Raw genomic sequence first — 16,676 nt, 5'->3', positions numbered from 1 at the left:
TGAAAAAGAAAAAGCCCGACTTAGTCGGGCTTTCGCTGTAGGTGAGGCGCGGAACCTTCCGCAATCAGATGGGCTGCCGTTGCAAATCCAATTTCACATGCAATTTCTACAACAACCTTCACTGCGCCAGCCACTTCAAATGTGTATGTTTCCATAGTCATCTCCTTAATAGTGTGAATAATGTTAAAAATGTCAAAGCTCGGGAAGCCGATTGCTACGCATTTCAACGTAGCCATGACAATCAACAACAACACACAACGAGAGACCATCTGAAGCTTTGGGTTTCGAGCCCTGGCACCTCCGTAGACGGTAAGAACGATAGTGCCACAATCAGTTGATTTTGTCAATCTATATTTTAACCCGATAGCAATCGCCTTCACGGACCATTCGTGGATGGCAATCACCCTGACCCATCTCCTCCCCGCGCGCCCCTCACCAACAACCAGTGCCTTCGCCCTTCTCGACATGCGGCCGGAATCACAAATGCGCTGGCAAAAAGAACAATCAATGGCTTGCGTCCGAACGGCCGATCAAGCGCGTCGACCGCCCCGATGAGGCAGGTCTTACCAAAGCTCAACCGTCTACCCAGTCAACCTGACTGTCACGGTCACGCATTTCCCCCCGCTCCTAGTCGGCTCAAGGAATCTCAGAGTTCGATACCAGGCAACGGCTCCGTATCAAGTAATGGATCCGTATGCCGTAATCCTTTTGTAGCCGGTCTGATTCGATGAAATGTGATCGCACCTCGAGCATCTGCCGACCATCTCGAATCCGAGTCTCGTCAGACATTAACTTGCCCTCGATTGCAGGAAATCGGCCGACAAATCAAAAAAAGAGATCTTGCATGCGCCTTGCCAAACCCTCCTCCACGATGCTTAAGGCCAGACGGCCATCACTTGACCGCCAGTTAAAGGGGGATTCGGCTGCCAATGCAACAGAAGACTATGTCAAGCAACTCGTTGCATGGGCATCAGTTTCATACGCGGTGGGGTTCGGAATTGTCACACTCCACACATGGCGACTCGGACTGCCTGTGATCGAACTTCTGCACCCAGTCTATGTATGGGTTGGGCTACCAGTCTCAGTCGTTCTGCTCTTTTCGCGCCGGATTACAACGATGTGCCTACGAGCTGGCGACCGCGCTGCAATGGAGATTCGCCATGGATGGGCTCAGGCAAGGTACCCGGTGACCCGAGATGAGTTCGCCGTGATCGAAGATTTGAAGGCTGCGGCTCGTGCGCTACCACTATTTTTGGGTGGTGCGGCACTCATCCCCGCAATCGTACGACTTTTCGGTCTCACTGAAGTTCTGACGGCAGCACGCGCGAAGGATCGAGAAACTTTCGATCGGTCCGCCCGGCGACTTCACCGCATAGCCGGAATCACGAGAGTAATTGGTGCCGTCGAGAGCATTGCCGGCATCGTGATTGCATTGATCTATCTAGCATTGATCTTACTGACATACATCGTCGCTCTATACCCTCGGATTCCGCAGTCCCTTGGCGGAGGAAAGCCCGTCACTGCACAAATGGTCGTCGAGCAAACAGCAATCCCACCGTCTCTAGTATCAAACCATCAAGTTCATGGGAGCGCAGCTGACGAGAAGGCAACGACGTTGCTCCCGGTAAAGTTGCTCTACTTGACAAGCAGTGCATACTACGTCGAAACAATATCGGGGGCCAGGCTATCCATCAAGTCCGACACCGTAAAATCGGTCGTGTGGAGCCCCGCAACTATCAGCGAAGCCCATCCGCTGGAGAAGTCGACGAACTCGTCGAGGCCTTAACAGAGTCCGCCTATCCCTCGATACACCTAGTCGAAAAGCGGCAAGAGCATCAGGATCACAACCGGGGGTTGCTTTGAACTTCTTTCACGATAACGCCGGCCGCTTCATCTTCTTTGAATCGGAAAATCCTGGCACAGGATTGCGCCGAGGTCAAGTCGGTGCCCTTCATGCACTAGCCGCCCATTTCTGCGCCGATGCTGACCCGGCAGTCATATCTCTGCCAACCGGCTATGGAAAAACAGCCGTGATGGCCGGCGCGTGTTTTACTTTGCGGGCTCGTCGGGTTTTGGTGATAGTTCCAACAGCGGCCTTGCGGAAGCAGACCATGCGCTCTTTCAGCTCCCTTGACGTGCTCATCAAGCATGGGACACTGCAATTGGAGCAGGAAAGGCTCCCGGTGGTTGGCGTTATAGATGCACGGGTTTCTCGAATTGACGACTGGCTCGCTCATGAAAATGCTGACGTGGTCATTGCGACTCCGCATGCCGCTAGCCCTGAACTTCCGGATGTTGTCGCACCGCCGGATGGGTTCTTTGACCTCGTTCTGATGGATGAAGGACATCACGCGCCAGCGAGAACTTGGGAGCCGTTCATCCGCCTTCTGCCGCAGGCGCGCCATGCGCTATTTACCGCCACACCCTACCGGCTCGACGGAATAAAGCTCCCCGGGCGTCTTGTGTTTTACTACCCGCTCAAACGGGCCGTCGAGGAGAACGCCTTCGGCAAAGTCAATTTCGAATCCGTTGTGTTACCACAATATGCTTCACGAGACGAGATCGATGACGCACTCGTAGCGCGAGCGGTTCAAATCTTTGCACGCGACCGCGATATAGGGCACGAACATCGCTTACTCATCCGATGTGGCCGTGTCAATGCGTCTGGTCCATTAGCCGAAAAGTATGTAGCAGCCGGACTGCGTGTCGAGAGTGTGTCGAGCAAGCTAAGTCCGCGGGCAGTAGAAGCGATCGAAACAAGACTACGCGAAGGAGAACTTGACGGAATCGTTTGCGTGGATATGTTCGGCGAAGGATACGACTTTCCGCAACTTAAAGTCGCCGTGCTGCACGACGCGCACCGCTCGCTCGTTCCAACCTTACAGTTTATCGGCCGTTTCGCGCGAACCAATGGTGTGCGAACGGGAGATGCAACGTTCATCGCCGCTCCACAAGAGCTTGAATCCGAGAGCGATGAACTCTACAAGAGCGGATTGCAATGGGATCTCTTGATTGCCAACGTCGCCGACGCTCGCCAGCAACTAGCAATACAAGCGGAAGAGCACATTAGGAGCTTTGAAGAGGGTGGCCGCCCATCCGCTGATTACGACTCGGTCGACGCTCGCTATCTATTGCTTCCGCAACACATAGCCGCGTACGTAGCGCGACAAGCGCCCGCCGGTGCCAATGATCTAGAGAAGATTGGCCCGCTCGAAGTTGTAAAACGCTGGGAATCGCTCGAACGAAACGCAAATCTCTATTTGGTTCGAGATCTCGATGCCCCAACTTGGTCCCGCGGGCGAGACATTATCGACGCAAAGCACGATTTGTTTCTTGTCAAATACTATCCTGATACCCAGATACTGTTCATCACGACAACACAGCGCAAAGAACGACTGTATTCAAGTCTCGTCGAGCAACTCGTAGAAGGCAATGTTTCACCTATCCCTTTCGCGCGACTTCGAAAAGTACTAAATGGACTTGATCAGCAAGAGTTTTTCAGTATAGGCCTACGAAATACTAGCCCAGTCGCCACTACGGAAAGCTACCGTATTGTCGCCGGCAGCCAAGCGGATCGAGGTGTCCGCGACACAGATGGCGCCACCTACTGCCAGGGCCATTTCTTCGGAAGAGGAGAAATCGATGGCGAGTCGGAAATCATAGGTGCCAGTAGCGGCGGACGGGTATGGTCAAACGGTAAGACGTCACTACCTGAACTTCTAGACTGGATGGACACGTTGCACGCGCGTATTTCCGCCGCAGTTGTGTCCATCGGACGGTCAGGCCTCGACCGCTTACCCTTTGGTGAAGTACTCACCGATATTCCGGCGGACACAGTGGCAGCCGATTGGTCTCGCGACACATATCGCAGTAATCCCACCGTTATCATGGGTGAGGATGAGCAACGCCGCGGATGTGCGCTAGACCTTTCCATCACAAACATTCAGGTTAACGAAGATAGACAGTCTTTGGAGTTTACGATTGGCGACGACTTGGTATCTCGGAGAATTACATTTACCCCGCATCGCGTCCCGCAATACATCGCAGGCCCTAACCAATCGCCGGTCCTCGTAGAGTCCCGTGACGGGCGTCAGTCCCGCGTGGAGGAGTGGTTAAACGATGAGCCGCTCGTTTTCTACACTGCTCATCTGAATACGTTTGTTGGAAACACACTCAATCGACGAGCGCAAAGTCCGGGGGCAAGCATCGGCAACCTGCAAGTCGTTGACTGGCAAGACTGCGAGATTCAGGTAGAGTTCGAACTTAGAGACGATCGGCGCAGGACGGTCCAACGCCATCTGCAAGACCTCCTACTAGCTAAGCCCGCCGTCGACTTCGTAATTTACGACCACAGGTCGGGAGAGGCGGCCGACTTCATTGTCGGCAAACGCGGAGATGATGGTAGATACGACATCGATCTGTTTCACTGCAAGGGAGCAGGAGGAGCGCACGCCAGCGGAGAACGGGTTGACGATGTCTATGAACTGGTAGGACAAGCAGTAAAGTCGGTCCGCTATCAAGTCTTGGACGAACTCATTCGCCATGTGAAGCGCCGAACATTGGCGAACCGAGGAGGCGGAATCTCCCCGTTCCTTCGAGGAACGCGCGACGCGGCAATTGAAGTACTTGAGTCGCTCCAACCAATCGACCTGCGCCTTACCGTATATTGTGTACAACCGGGGCTATCTGCTGCTGCTTTGGACGGTAGATTACGGACGATAATGGCCGCGGCGAACGATAGTGTAGCCGCACAGCAAAGCTCACTCATCTGGATGGTAAGTGCATGAAATCATAAGCGCCTGCGTCGCCTGTGTACAGTGACAGCGCATTACGCGTCATAGGGACTGAATTAGACCTACGGAAGGGGGAACGATGCAGCTCGCGTCTTTGTTGCCGGCTGTCTTTGGACTAGTTGGAGTGGTCGTTGGCGCAATCATGACGTTCGTCCGTGACATGTGGTTCAAGAGCCGACAGGAGACCCGAGAGCGACAGTATCTTGCCATTCGGGTGACCGCGCAGCTGGAGCGATTTAGTGCCGGCTGTGTTGCGGTCGTGGCGGATGATGGCCTATATCACGGCCAACCCGATGAAAATGGTGTGCATCAGGCGCAAGCGCAGGAGCCGACATTCGAGCCCGAGGCGCTTCAGGTTGATTGGAAGTCAATGCCACCTGACCTCATGTACGAGGTCTTGAGCTTCCCATCGTTGATAGAACGGGCGAAATCAAAAATTGAAGCCGAGGGGGACCACGCGTCCCCACCCGAGTACGAGGAATGGTTTCAGGAGAGGCAGTACCAATACGCGAAGCTGGGCCTACAAGCAGCAGAAATTTCAGCGAAGCTTCGTGCGCGTATAGGGTTGCCTGAGCGGCCCGCACCGGATGCACGGTGGGACCCCTTGCAATTCATGACGCAACGACGCGCGGAGATTGACGAATTGCGGGCTAAGTGGGCGTCTGAACCATTACCGTTTGGGCTTGGTTCGCCCTCCGCTGCCCCGGAGTCGAATTAACCCGACACCGGATGATGCCCCTACGCACCAGCCTGCTTCGGCGGGCAAATTGGGGTGTTGTTCGATCAGGTAAAGTAAGTCCCGCGTACTCTAAGAACGGGGGCGTCGATGGGGCAATCGGATCGTAGGCGTGTGTTTCTCCTCCGCGTCGCCGGCACGTCGCGACGCGTCACTCGGTGGTTCGGGCGTGTTGCGGACCCGTTGTCGAAGTGGGCGGCAATCGTCGCAGTTTTCGTTGGGGGCGGGTGGGCGATCTACAAATACTCTGTTGCAGGCGCACAGGATTGGGCGATCAACCTGTCGATTTCTAGCCAGGTCGTCCAGTATCACGACAAGCTCGGACTGCTTGTGGTCCACATCCACGCCAAGAACCCACTCGAAAACGAGGTGAACCTGGACCCTAAAAGTGATGTCTACAAGCTTACCATTCAACAGATTCCGGATGGAAAGCCCTTGGGGGCGGTGAGCGATCCAGATGATCCCCCCGCGAAAGGGATGTTCGCAAAGACGATCAACATGATGCCAACGGACGGCTACACGTTCTTGCCCAAGGTCGACTTCGATGACGCGACGAGCGTCGTGGTGCCTCTGGGTAGCAAGCTATGGGTTACAGCGAGCCTGACTTTTGAAGGTGACTACGTATCAGCTAGTGAAGTCATTGCCGTTCCGGACAAAATGGCCTCTGGGGATGGGCATTGAAACCGGCCCGCGACTAAGCCAACATAGGGAGATAACTTTACCGTGATCGACATAGCTTGTCTCCAATCCTAACAATTTACTATCGTTGAGTACGTCCATGGCTGGTATCGTCACGCGATGTACGTAGCTCTCGGCTCTTATGGAACCCGCTATGATGAGTGCATCACGAACAGAGGAGAATTAGATGGCAACTTACAAAGACCTGAAAGCGCAGATGGACGCGCTGGCCGAGAAAACCGAAGCCGCCCGCGTCGCCGAATTCAAAGCCGTCGTCGACGACATTCGCACGAAGGTCGCTGAATATGGGATCACCGAACAGGACATCTTTGGCGGCCGTCGAGGGCGCCCGGCAGCGAAGAAGGCAACGACCCTGGTCGAAGCGAAGTATCGTGATCCGAAAACCGGTGCTACGTGGTCAGGTCGCGGCCGTGCGCCGGTATGGATCAAAGATGCCAAGAATCGCAATCGTTTCCTGATTGAGAAGTGATTTTTTCACTAGCGCCCGCGCCGACTGCGGAGAAAGACCTCTCCGTGGTCAGCGCGGTCACCCACTGAACCAATGCTGCTCGATAGCTGAGCTGGAAGTCCTGACATAATTTGATCTCATGCCTCCTCTTCTGGCACCGCGCGTCCGGAACTGCGCATGCATGGGATCTGCTCCGCAAGATCTCGCCAATCGCGGCCGAACAACTTGTCCATATCGAGTCCAACAAATTGCACAGCCAACGGACGTTTGGAAGGGATGCTTCTAAGGTAGCGCGCGACAAACATCGGTGCTAATTCTGGTATTCCGTTTTCCGACATCCCTCCCCGTCGAACCCTCTCATGAAACCACCGTTGAAGTACGATCATCTGATTTGCGATTTCTTCGCAGATCGGATCAGACGGTGCCGTACGTAAAGGCTTCGCGCAGTAGTAGCAACTTGAAATATCAGATATTTTAAATAGTTTCGACCTGCACGGGAATCGCCAAGTTAAATCGATCCGCCTCCCACAATTCGTGCACGCATCGAACAATGGACAACGATGGAATTCACAAACAAAACTATATGCAAATCGCCATGAAATTCTGAAGTGCGGCATTTCATCACCCCCTATGCAAGCAGGGCAATATCTATATATTGGACGAGATTCCGAAAAATCGTTAGTCAGGCAAGAAAACCTCGAATTACCCAGAATGGTATGATCTAAATACGTTGCCTCATCAAGATCCTCTATATTACTCAACGTGGTCGAGGCGATCTTAATCAGAATAGGTCGACCAATGGGAGAAAAATCAAGTGCTGACGTAGGAGCCGCAATCCCCCACCTCCGAATTAAGCTGCCCGGCTTGATTCCATGATGCGTGCATACACGATGGATCCATCCGCTTAGCGCTTCATCAGTCAAGATAGCAGGGGATCCTATTAATCGAGGAACTGGGTATTCGCCCACCCCCGACCTTTCGCTCGTTACTTTGAAAGTGATATGACGCAATCTATAAATTCGATTACTCAAATGGCAACTCATCTTGATTAAGGCAAATTTTTAGAGAGTTTTTTCGTGCGGTTTTTGCCACATACTCTCGCACGTACAACCTAAAAGCACCTCGCATATCAATTACATCCCGGTCATTTGTAAGCAAAGAAATCTTCGCCCACACTACTCTCAGAACCCTATCAACCATTTCTGCATTTCCACGACTACGTACCCGATAAAGTCGATCTAATCGGCAAAAAAAGGATTCTGGCCAGTCACGCATAACAAGCACTGCTTCCTCACAAGCAGAAATTGCTCGCACTTTATTCATCGGACGTTGACTCGTGACCGGAATTCCGGTCACGAGTGCAGGGAAGGTCACACCGAAGAACCAGAAGTATTGGAAAGTGATCGACAGATTTCCCTCGACAGAAATTCTGTTCACCACGTCGATTTTCGAGGATAATTTTGATCCTTCACCTCCCCAAATATCACTGTGAATGACGCACGCGATCTCAATTGCACCGTCCGATACCAGCACCGGCTTTATAGATCGATAGTCGTGACCACATCGACACTGACACACTTTGTTTCGTCGAATACTAACCATTAGCGCACATTGCGGGCACCTATCGACAAGCATAGTCCTATGGCACGGGCAACAAGAAACCAACGCAACGTCCCATATCGCCCTGCAGTAAGGAACATCGTCCAGGCAAACCGGGCATAGCGCCGAGCACGAACGCCTCACGTGCGGTCTTCTAGGTATCCACCATCCTCCTATCAAGCTTTCGTCTATGCCATCGCGTGATCGCCAATACCCGGAAAGCTCACAGACAGCAGTTGGATCAGATCGGCAGCAATCTGCAAGCTCGCCAGCCTTTTCGAAAGAAAATCTAGATTTACTACCGAACACTGATTGAAGAAGGTGCTGAGCTGATAGCCCTATATTTACCTCAGATATGCGCAACAGATATCCACCAACGGACTCATCAAAATATGGGATCGCTGAGAAGAACGGCTTCGGATCTGGTTTCATGAATGCCTCGCGATGTACTCAAAGCGATAGTGCGCATCTTGCCCTTTCAAAGTGACTAGGCGTTATGAGTTGCTCACCGTCTGCACAAGCCAGGCGGACGCACTCACTCAAGTACGACTTCAATATTCTGAAGTTTCCACGTGTAATCTGATGAACGCGATCGGAACGTGCGACTTCCCCGAGGCCACATTTCTGCTCCATTGGTAGCGCCTCGTCGATTACATCAAGCACAGCTCTCCACAATTTGTCACATTTGTACTCTGCTAGTCGAATGGTTCCCGGCCATCGACTTTTTAACTGCTCATCCGCATCAAACAGATCACCTAAACTAGGTTTTCCGCTCCAGACGAACGGCAATCTGCATTGGTCATATAGATTTTTAGCGACATCTCCCAACTCACCTCCCAGTCGCTCCTTGTTCTTTCGCGATCCAGATGTTGGGATCAGATGATGCGCCTCATCGATCATAATTATCTTGACCGAGCACTCAATTAACGCCTTCAGCAATATTGGAGTTAATTTTTTCAGCGGCACATCATCACGAACAAACCGGTAACCGAGTGCCGATAGCAGATCAACGAACAACTGACGCGGGGTCGGCGTACCAAATAGCTGAATCGCCAGTACAGGACAAAATGTGCGCAACGCCGTCTCTTCGATTGGATATCGGCGTGAAAAGTATTCGCGAATAAAACTCTTTCCTGTTCCACCCTCACCAATTACGCATAAACCACCGGGATAGGATAGTGCTTCCGAGCGTTGCATTAGAGATTCAATAGTCACCTCAGCTTGGACCGGCCAGAGTTTCATAGACACTCACGAGCCGTTTAGCGCGTAGCGCCGCTCAAACTCAATCGGTGAAAGATCGCCGGCGGAACCATGCCGACGAACCGGGTTATAAAACATTTCGATGTAATCGAACAGGTCCGAGGTCGCGGTCGCCCGACTCGGATAGATGCGCCGCTTGATTCGCTCCTTTTTTAGGGCGCTGAAGAAGCTCTCGGCCACGGCATTGTCGTGGCAATTACCGCGCCGACTCATGCTTGGCACCATATGGTGCGCCTTCAGGAATGACTGCCAGTCATCGCTCGTGAATTGACTGCCCTGATCGGAATGCACCATGACACCGGGTCCCGGTTTGCGTTTCCAAACCGCAGCCAACAACGCCTGTAAAACCAGATCGCTGGTCATCGTCGAGCGCGTAGCCCAACCGACGATCTGGCGCGAGTACAGATCCATAACAGCCGCCAGATACAGCCAGCCCTCGTAAGTCCGGATGTACGTGATGTCCGTTACCCAGACCCGGTTCGGTGCGGTTGGCGCGAACTCACGGTTCAGCACGTTGGCGATTACGCCGACCGGACCACCCCGATAGCGGGGCTTGCTGCCATAGCCCACTTCTGCCCGCAGACCTTCGCCTTTCATGAGGCGATGGACGCGGTGACGGCTGCACGTTTCGCCCGATTCACGCAAATCCACCGTGATCTTGCGGTAGCCATAGACGCCGCCGCTGGCTAGCCAGGAATGCTTGATCAAACCGAGCAATCGATCATCCTCGCGCTTGCGGGCTCCAACTGTCTGCCGCTGCCAGACGTAATAGCCGCTGCGATGCACGCCAAGGACTCGGCACATCGAGTGCAGGTGAAACTCGCCGAGATGGGATCGCATGAATGCGTACCTTGCCGTTATCCCTTTGCAAAGTACGCGGCGGCTTTTTTTAGAATGTCGCGTTCCTCGGTCATGCGCTTGAGCTCGGCCTTCAGTCGCCGAACCTCGGCGCTCTGATCCAGTTCCGCCTGCCGCACGACGTCGGGCCTGCCGAACTTCAGTTTCCATGCGTAAAGGCTGTGGGTCGTGATGCCCAAACGCTGGGCCACCTCTGCCACCGAATGACCCCGTTCGGTTACCTGTTTGACTGCCTCGATCTTGAACTCATCCGTGTACCGCTTGCCGCTCATGCTGACCTCCTCGGTTGCCATAAATTATGGCTCGAAGATGTCTACGAAAGGCTGGCCGGTCCAGCTTGATCGAACTCCGTCGTTCTAATCAACATCGTCTCCACAAACTTTGCGCGCTGGAGCGGGTCTCCAGCCAACGCCTCCATCCGAACTTCATCTCGCGACTTCTTCACATCCTTATTAACAGCGAATGGTGGCTCGAATAGACCTCGCTCCCTCTCATTGACGTCCATTTATAAACCCTCCGCATCCCGACATTAGGATTTCGCACTAAAAAGTCAGATAACGTCCCAGCGAGGTCTTCGAACATCAGAAATCGAACTAGTAGTTTCGGGCACCTCTTCAGATTTGGTTTTGGACGACGCCAATGGATCGAGAATTGTCCTAGCCTCACCGTTCAGAATAGCCTGCGAGTTTATACCCGCAAGACGAGCGAGCGTTGTCTTTGACTTTGTATTTTTCGCCGCTAGTTCATCTCTAATTCTTGCATTAATTTCCATTTTTACCGACATCAATCCGTCTATCGATGTCTTTTTATATTTATTTCGGCAAATTTTGCTCATCCACTTATGTTGGAACAACGAGAGCCCATTCGCATAATCGGGCCGCGTATTCGGAACTGGTACATTTTTGTTACTTCGAGGATCCAGCACGTATGCAACCCCAAGATCATTCTCTGGTACCGAGAATTGAACAATTGCTCCACGACCGAGATCTTCCATCAGATCCCGCAAGTAGCCATCTGCGAATGTCATATTTTCATACCGTAAGCCAACATTCGAGAGACGACTAGATGCAACGTTACCGAGGACTACATCTAGTTGATCTAGATTAGCTGGCAAGCTGGGGGGCGCCGTGACAATCCCCTCGTTCCATAGGTCAATCGGACGAGCTCCAGTTCTGCTATTCGGAAACACGTTGTGGAAATCTGCCGCCCACTTGTGAAGCAAGTAGACAATAACTGAAAATCTTATTACAGCCGTTCCAGATGAATCGTAATCGTTACGATCAGCGAGACAACGAAACGTCTTTCCCGGCAAACTCTCAAGAAATGTTGTCTCGACTGTTCCAAAGAATCTTTCAATTGATGCCTTGTGCCATGGAGTTCTTACTTCGCAATACTGATATTCAGAACCGAGGCTTCTTATGGCCATCCGGTATCGAAGCGAGCGGTAGTCCGAACCACGATCAGAGACATATGTCGCAGCAAGGCCGGACGACAACCAAGGGTTCTCGATATCCGGCCACTTGAGCGTGGCGAGATGGTGGCCTTCCAACGAGTGTCGAAGCAAGCCGAATGTGCTTTGCAGACTCGGAGACGAGAAGGTTAGATACAGTCCGAGCACCATTCCAGAAAATCGATCTTTCATGGCCGTGAGCCACGGTCGACCAAGTGGCAGACACGATTCGTCATCGACGACAAACAGGTTCAGCAGCGTATGATCTAACTCGGCGTAATCTAATGGATGACTCGCTGGCAGATGCCCTTCAATCATGGTGTAACGTCGCTTTGCGACTTGCGCTCCCAAACGGGCTACATCAACTTCGTACTTTGGACGCTCGTCGATACGCCTCGAGAACGTTCGGTATGAGATGGGCACAAGAGGATCAAGCGAATCCGACAGCCGCTCGCGATTCTCTGTCTTGAGATGCGATAGATACCACCAATACGCACTGGTCCGTGACGGCCTCGTTGGTAGCAAGTAATGGTCGTCGATTGATGTTTGAATAAGTTCTTCATGCTCAGGACCAGTCGACTTCCTGCGAGATTTCATGGCGAAGCCTGACACAACGGATGCGACATCCCCGCCTGAACGCTCAAACTCGCTCATCCACTTCCCAACTGTCGAAGGAGCCGGCGGCTCCTCCAAGTCTCCTAATTTTTTGGCGATTTCACGGAGCACTGCTCGCATTTTTGTACGCTGGCCACACGTTATACCCTGGCGACGCAGCTCGCCTATATATAAAATCTTCCTGTCAGCATCTTCCTGCCATTTTTCGGCTAATTGGCTGATATCTTTATCATTATTTCCATCAGCATCCAGGCTTTCCTCGTCATAAAGCAAATGTGTGGGAGTCGATGTTGCCTCTAATATTTGGAGCTTTCTAGACCGAAAGGCATTCCAGAATTTAACTTCAGTGACTTGAACAACAGCTTGCGTCAGGACGTCTCGAAAATAGAAAATGCCGGTAGCACGTGAAATGTATTCACACACCACCCCTTCCAACTTGATAACGAGCCCCCTCGCTATGATGAAATTTCTCATTAGACCCTCCCTTTTCGCTGCAGAGAGCCCTGAGAGCCCGTTCGGTATCGAGCAGTTCGTCGGGAGATAGGGTTTCGAAGTACATCGTTCGATTCGTAGATACGACCTTTGCTCTTTTCTCTCGAAAGACCTCCAACAATTGATGGTCCTTCAGAAGTACGGCCTCGTTGTCCATCAATCTTCGCAAGCTCCAACATTCGTTGATCCTGCGGTCTGCGGCCCATAGCGAGTTGCGCCAGAAGAGGATAGAACCGACCCGAATTGATGAGTGTCTCAAACGCAAGCCCCTTGCTGCCGGAAGTAGGTTTCGTCACGCCGGACTCGAGTGTGATTGGCTGATCCCAATCTACAGTCAGATATCGCCTTGCGATCATCGTGTAAATCTCTCGGATACTCACCTCGCAACACGCAGTCAGCTCGCCGATAGATAGAGCGCCATCCGAGAGACGCAGTAGAACGGCGCAGATGCGCTGCTCGTCGAGTACCCCATTGATGTACCGACGCATCAGCATGACGTTTTCGACGCGCTCACGCTTGGACAGAATCTGCTCATCGGTAAGGAATACCAATCTTTTCCCATTGACCCGTAGCTTTAGCGCCAGCTCCGCGTACCTTGACAAGTTATCGTCTCGAACAAGGATAGCTAGCGGCTTCACCTCGACGTAGCATTCGCCACTGCTGCACCGTACAAATAGATCCGGATAGTACCGACGCGGCACCCCATCCAGTACATACTTCAATTCGTCCGGTTGAGATGCCATCCATTCGACGTCCTGCGACATCGCCAAAGTTGCGTAACAAACTCGCTCCAGATACGACTCCCACTCGAGCGCATATGGAGCCCGCCCCGGCAGGTCGAACCCTCCAACGATTCGATGTGGCACCGTGGAAATGATCGATCGCGCCGGCTGCTCGTTCTCCTTGTCGGCGGGCAAGGAATTGAGATCGTCCCAGTCAGCACTTTCGTGGTCGTGGGATGCTGGCCTGCGCCTGGCAGTAAATGGCATTTCTCTGCTCCATTTATGGGAGCACGGAGTTCCATTTCCTTCGCTCCCGCATTTTTGAGCAAAAAGAGCCCTTGACGTGCGTACCAGCGAGGCCACATACTGAAAACTCTCACGTGCTCAGTGCGGCCTTGCTGGGTACACACGGCGGGGGGACTCGAAAGGGTCTTTCTCGCCGTTTCTCGTTTACATGGGCTCCTCCGTGGCGATCGGCGCGTCGCTGTCAGCAACGGCCTTCAATATCGAAGAGAGACATCTCAGTTGGGTTGCAGACAGCATGGGGACTGCTGCCAGGATTTCGCTTCCCTCTTGCGGCCAATCCGGTGGAGCTCGATGGTCTACATATGATCGGAGGCCATGAGCGAACGCCAACCGATGTAATCGCCGCCGCTCCTCCGTTGACGCACCGAGAGCATCCAGAAGACGGTTCATCACCTCCGACGATGGGGGGTTCCGGCGGCCAGTCTCAAGCGACGCAAGGTACGACGGATCCACGCCACTTCGATGAGCGACGGCCTTCTGCCGCTGCCCGCTGCGACGGCGGATTGCAGTGAGGTAGTCAGCGAACGATATTTGCGTTCGAGCAACGAGCATAAATGAACTCGCCTTTGACAATTTCAAATACGTTATCTCACCAGCTATTCGCCGTCAATTACCAATATAAATACTACGATTCAAAAAAATATCTTTTTTTCTACTCAACAAACTTCACTTCTATCTTAAATAATTAAAAATATACACTTATCGATACTTTTCATCGCAACCAGTAACTACAGGTGCATCAAGCCCAGTGTGGGATGCACCAGCACATCGAGCCAGATCCTTCGACAGCGCGGCATTTGAGGTACGACTTGCCTGTGACATAGCCATAGGGAGTGTCGTCAAATTTTCACGTAGGGTTAGTCATACGGCAGCAGGCCCTGATCACCCGTAGCTGATACTTATTGGGCTCACAAGGCATCCCTAGTACTTCACGCGAATCGAGTTTCTGCAAATCGTGCTAGTCATCTTTGCACTAGATGCGGTATCGTTGGTTGACACGGAAGTAACTCATCAACACCACGTGACTCTCCATGGCTGCCATCAGTATTCGTTACTGGTATGAACTGATCCGATCGATCTGGATCGGCAGCCTTGCATTCGCACAACTCGTGCGAAATTCGATGCGAACTGACTGCTGAGCTTTCAGCATCAAGCCAAACCGCGACGCAAGCGGTTTGGATGTTGCGGCGACTAGGCCGCTACATCGCATTTGGAGAATGCGTCATGTCAGTCCCCAAACAACACGCCGAGTGTCCTGCAGGATTCGCCCCACTTGGCGATCTATCCACGATTCAGTGCCGCGACTCGTGGCGACTTCTCGTTCCACAGAGCGCACATGATGAGATTGCTGCCATCCGAGCCACTCAGCGAATGGCTTCTGAGCCAGCGCAGTCGCAAGAAGACTCGGAATCGGCGCTTGCGGCAAAACCGACAACAAAAATGCCTTCACGTCGATCCAAGGCACGGCATGTCCACATATTTTCGTCAGATGCACTTGAGCAAGCAAACGCTGCTCTCGACGGCGCCGAAGCGAATCAGCAGCAGTACGCACGCCCGCTGCTTGAGAAGGCCGGCGGCAACGACGGTTGTCGAAAGCTTCCGGATATTCGAAAGGCATTGAAGAGACTTGACATTTCGCGTGGGAGCTTCGCAAACCTGAGTGAACCCATCGGAAAACTAATGGTCGATCTCACGCTCGCGAGCGCCATGCGGAGCAGAGAGTTTTACGTTCGCCCCATTCTGCTCATGGGCGAACCCGGCATTGGTAAAACGCATTTCGCGTCCAAGCTCGCCGAGGCGCTCGGGGTACCAATGCGAAAGTGGTCTGCCGGAAGCGCACAGGCGAGCTTCCAACTCGTGGGCGGGGACAGTGGATGGCGGCAAGCTAGACCCGGGCTGATATTCGAAGTCCTTGCCAAAGGAGATTCGGCAGCTCCGGTACTGATACTTGACGAAGTAGACAAGATCGGAAGCGGTACCAACTACCCTATCGTTCCTGTACTGCTCGATCTCCTCGAAGCCGATACGGCTAGAGCATTCTACGACGCGTTCTTTCGCATGGAATTTGATGCGAGCCGAATGATCATAGTGCTCACTGCGAATGATCTTGACAGAGTTCCGCCCCCGCTTCTCAGTCGCGTTGAGGTGTTCGATATTCCGACACCAGATCCGGAGCAACGAATGCAAATCATCCTTGCAAAGGTCGACCACTTGCAACGCTCGACAGGAAAGCATATACAGCTCGAAGAAGGTGGAGCAACAAGCCTTGCGGAGCGCACTGACCTGGATCTGCGCCAGCTTCATCGCACCGTCGTCGATGCGTTCGCGATCGCGCTAGCAACGGGAAAGTGTGTTGCGACGCTGGCGCCACCACCTCCAGCTAAGCGACAACCAATCGGGTTCACGGGTCACGGATAGACGGCGGCAGATCCCCTGCGGACTGCGCCGTTGTGAAAGCAGGGGGCAGCGCCGGGATTTGAACCCAGATCTCTAATGCGTACGATGGAGGCCCCCCCAGCCCTCGTACGACCACTGTCCGCGAGTGGCTTTGCATCAGCGCTCTATCCTCTTGAGCTATGCCACGTATTGCTATGTCTTGCCAGCATCAGCGCGAGTTCGCGGTAAGCGACCAGCCAACCCGTCTTGACGAGCGAGTTTAGGCGGCAGTCGAGAGAGGTTGCCAACGATGCGGCAGTAG

Annotated in this window: 13 protein-coding genes and 1 pseudogene; 5 read left to right on the top strand and 9 right to left on the bottom strand. The window is 53.0% G+C overall.

All coding sequences use genetic code 11. From position 1 onward, the window contains the following. Window positions 1–20 precede the first annotated feature (20 nt). On the bottom strand, window positions 21–404 hold the full coding sequence (locus DIE13_RS09085) for a hypothetical protein (RefSeq protein WP_124826836.1): 384 nt from the start codon (window positions 402–404) through the stop codon (window positions 21–23). Between the two features lie 1,455 nt (window positions 405–1,859). Between DIE13_RS09085 and DIE13_RS09080 the strand changes: the two genes are divergently transcribed. The 4 genes from DIE13_RS09080 to DIE13_RS09065 all read left to right on the top strand — a co-directional run bounded on the left by DIE13_RS09080 (window position 1,860) and on the right by DIE13_RS09065 (window position 6,697). Next, on the top strand, window positions 1,860–4,787 hold the full coding sequence (locus DIE13_RS09080; RefSeq protein ID WP_124826835.1) for a DEAD/DEAH box helicase: 2,928 nt from the start codon (window positions 1,860–1,862) through the stop codon (window positions 4,785–4,787). Window positions 4,788–4,935: 148 nt separating this feature from the next. Beyond that, complete coding sequence (locus tag DIE13_RS09075; RefSeq protein ID WP_124826834.1) at window positions 4,936–5,511, top strand: hypothetical protein; 576 nt, start codon at window positions 4,936–4,938, stop codon at window positions 5,509–5,511. Between the two features lie 132 nt (window positions 5,512–5,643). Further along, entirely contained in the window at window positions 5,644–6,210 is a 567-nt protein-coding gene (locus tag DIE13_RS09070) for a hypothetical protein (protein ID WP_124826833.1), read from the top strand. Window positions 6,211–6,394: 184 nt separating this feature from the next. Next, window positions 6,395–6,697 carry an H-NS histone family protein gene (locus tag DIE13_RS09065; RefSeq protein ID WP_124826832.1) on the top strand — a complete coding sequence of 101 codons (303 nt, stop codon included), beginning with the start codon at window positions 6,395–6,397 and terminating at the stop codon, window positions 6,695–6,697. 116 nt (window positions 6,698–6,813) lie between these two features. On the opposite strand, the gene DIE13_RS09060 is transcribed toward DIE13_RS09065, so the two are convergent. From DIE13_RS09060 to DIE13_RS09025, 8 genes and pseudogenes are all read right to left on the bottom strand, one after another. Beyond that, window positions 6,814–7,719, bottom strand: a complete 906-nt coding sequence (locus DIE13_RS09060; protein ID WP_260435047.1) for a TniQ family protein — start codon at window positions 7,717–7,719, stop codon at window positions 6,814–6,816. Next, window positions 7,700–8,209, bottom strand: coding sequence for a hypothetical protein (locus DIE13_RS33375; protein ID WP_260435048.1), 510 nt, complete (start codon window positions 8,207–8,209; stop codon window positions 7,700–7,702). The genes DIE13_RS09060 and DIE13_RS33375 overlap by 20 nt, the downstream gene beginning before the upstream one ends. A 156-nt stretch (window positions 8,210–8,365) precedes the next feature. Further along, window positions 8,366–8,707 (bottom strand): annotated as a pseudogene (locus DIE13_RS33370) (TniQ family protein); the annotation flags it as partial. 18 nt (window positions 8,708–8,725) lie between these two features. Next, window positions 8,726–9,517 carry a TniB family NTP-binding protein gene (locus DIE13_RS09050; RefSeq protein ID WP_124826829.1) on the bottom strand — a complete coding sequence of 264 codons (792 nt, stop codon included), beginning with the start codon at window positions 9,515–9,517 and terminating at the stop codon, window positions 8,726–8,728. Between the two features lie 6 nt (window positions 9,518–9,523). Then, window positions 9,524–10,665, bottom strand: a protein-coding gene (locus DIE13_RS09045) for an IS3 family transposase (RefSeq protein ID WP_175752761.1) whose coding sequence is annotated in 2 segments (ribosomal slippage) — window positions 9,524–10,428 and window positions 10,428–10,665 — 1,143 coding nt in all. Because the reading frame shifts where the segments join, the coding sequence is not laid out codon by codon here. A 278-nt stretch (window positions 10,666–10,943) separates the two neighbouring features. After that, on the bottom strand, window positions 10,944–12,932 hold the full coding sequence (locus tag DIE13_RS09035; protein WP_124826826.1) for a DDE-type integrase/transposase/recombinase: 1,989 nt from the start codon (window positions 12,930–12,932) through the stop codon (window positions 10,944–10,946). Beyond that, a complete protein-coding gene (locus tag DIE13_RS09030) occupies window positions 12,932–13,939 on the bottom strand; it encodes a hypothetical protein (RefSeq protein WP_260435046.1) in 1,008 nt (335 codons plus the stop codon). Before DIE13_RS09030 ends, DIE13_RS09035 begins: the two co-directional genes overlap by 1 nt. A 183-nt stretch (window positions 13,940–14,122) precedes the next feature. Beyond that, window positions 14,123–14,530 carry a helix-turn-helix transcriptional regulator gene (locus tag DIE13_RS09025; protein ID WP_124826824.1) on the bottom strand — a complete coding sequence of 136 codons (408 nt, stop codon included), beginning with the start codon at window positions 14,528–14,530 and terminating at the stop codon, window positions 14,123–14,125. A gap of 672 nt (window positions 14,531–15,202) precedes the next feature. Between DIE13_RS09025 and DIE13_RS09020 the strand changes: the two genes are divergently transcribed. Next, window positions 15,203–16,396 carry an AAA family ATPase gene (locus tag DIE13_RS09020; RefSeq protein WP_124826823.1) on the top strand — a complete coding sequence of 398 codons (1,194 nt, stop codon included), beginning with the start codon at window positions 15,203–15,205 and terminating at the stop codon, window positions 16,394–16,396. Window positions 16,397–16,676: the final 280 nt, after the last annotated feature.

The organism is Burkholderia sp. Bp9016 (assembly GCF_003857765.1).
Lineage (GTDB): Bacteria > Pseudomonadota > Gammaproteobacteria > Burkholderiales > Burkholderiaceae > Burkholderia.
The sequence above is the reverse complement of the archived record's forward strand: the minus strand, read 5'-3'. Positions and strand labels throughout refer to the sequence as shown.

Coding starts and splice junctions, on each gene's coding strand:
- DIE13_RS09075 (WP_124826834.1), top strand. CDS start 4,936: ATGACGTTCGTCCGTGACATGTGGTTCAAGAGCCGACAGGAGACCCGA.
- DIE13_RS09065 (WP_124826832.1), top strand. CDS start 6,395: ATGGCAACTTACAAAGACCTGAAAGCGCAGATGGACGCGCTGGCCGAG.
- DIE13_RS09060 (WP_260435047.1), bottom strand. CDS start 7,719: ATGAGTTGCCATTTGAGTAATCGAATTTATAGATTGCGTCATATCACT.
- DIE13_RS09050 (WP_124826829.1), bottom strand. CDS start 9,517: ATGAAACTCTGGCCGGTCCAAGCTGAGGTGACTATTGAATCTCTAATG.
- DIE13_RS09035 (WP_124826826.1), bottom strand. CDS start 12,932: ATGAGAAATTTCATCATAGCGAGGGGGCTCGTTATCAAGTTGGAAGGG.
- DIE13_RS09030 (WP_260435046.1), bottom strand. CDS start 13,939: ATGCCATTTACTGCCAGGCGCAGGCCAGCATCCCACGACCACGAAAGT.
- DIE13_RS09025 (WP_124826824.1), bottom strand. CDS start 14,530: ATGCTCGTTGCTCGAACGCAAATATCGTTCGCTGACTACCTCACTGCA.
- DIE13_RS09020 (WP_124826823.1), top strand. CDS start 15,203: ATGTCAGTCCCCAAACAACACGCCGAGTGTCCTGCAGGATTCGCCCCA.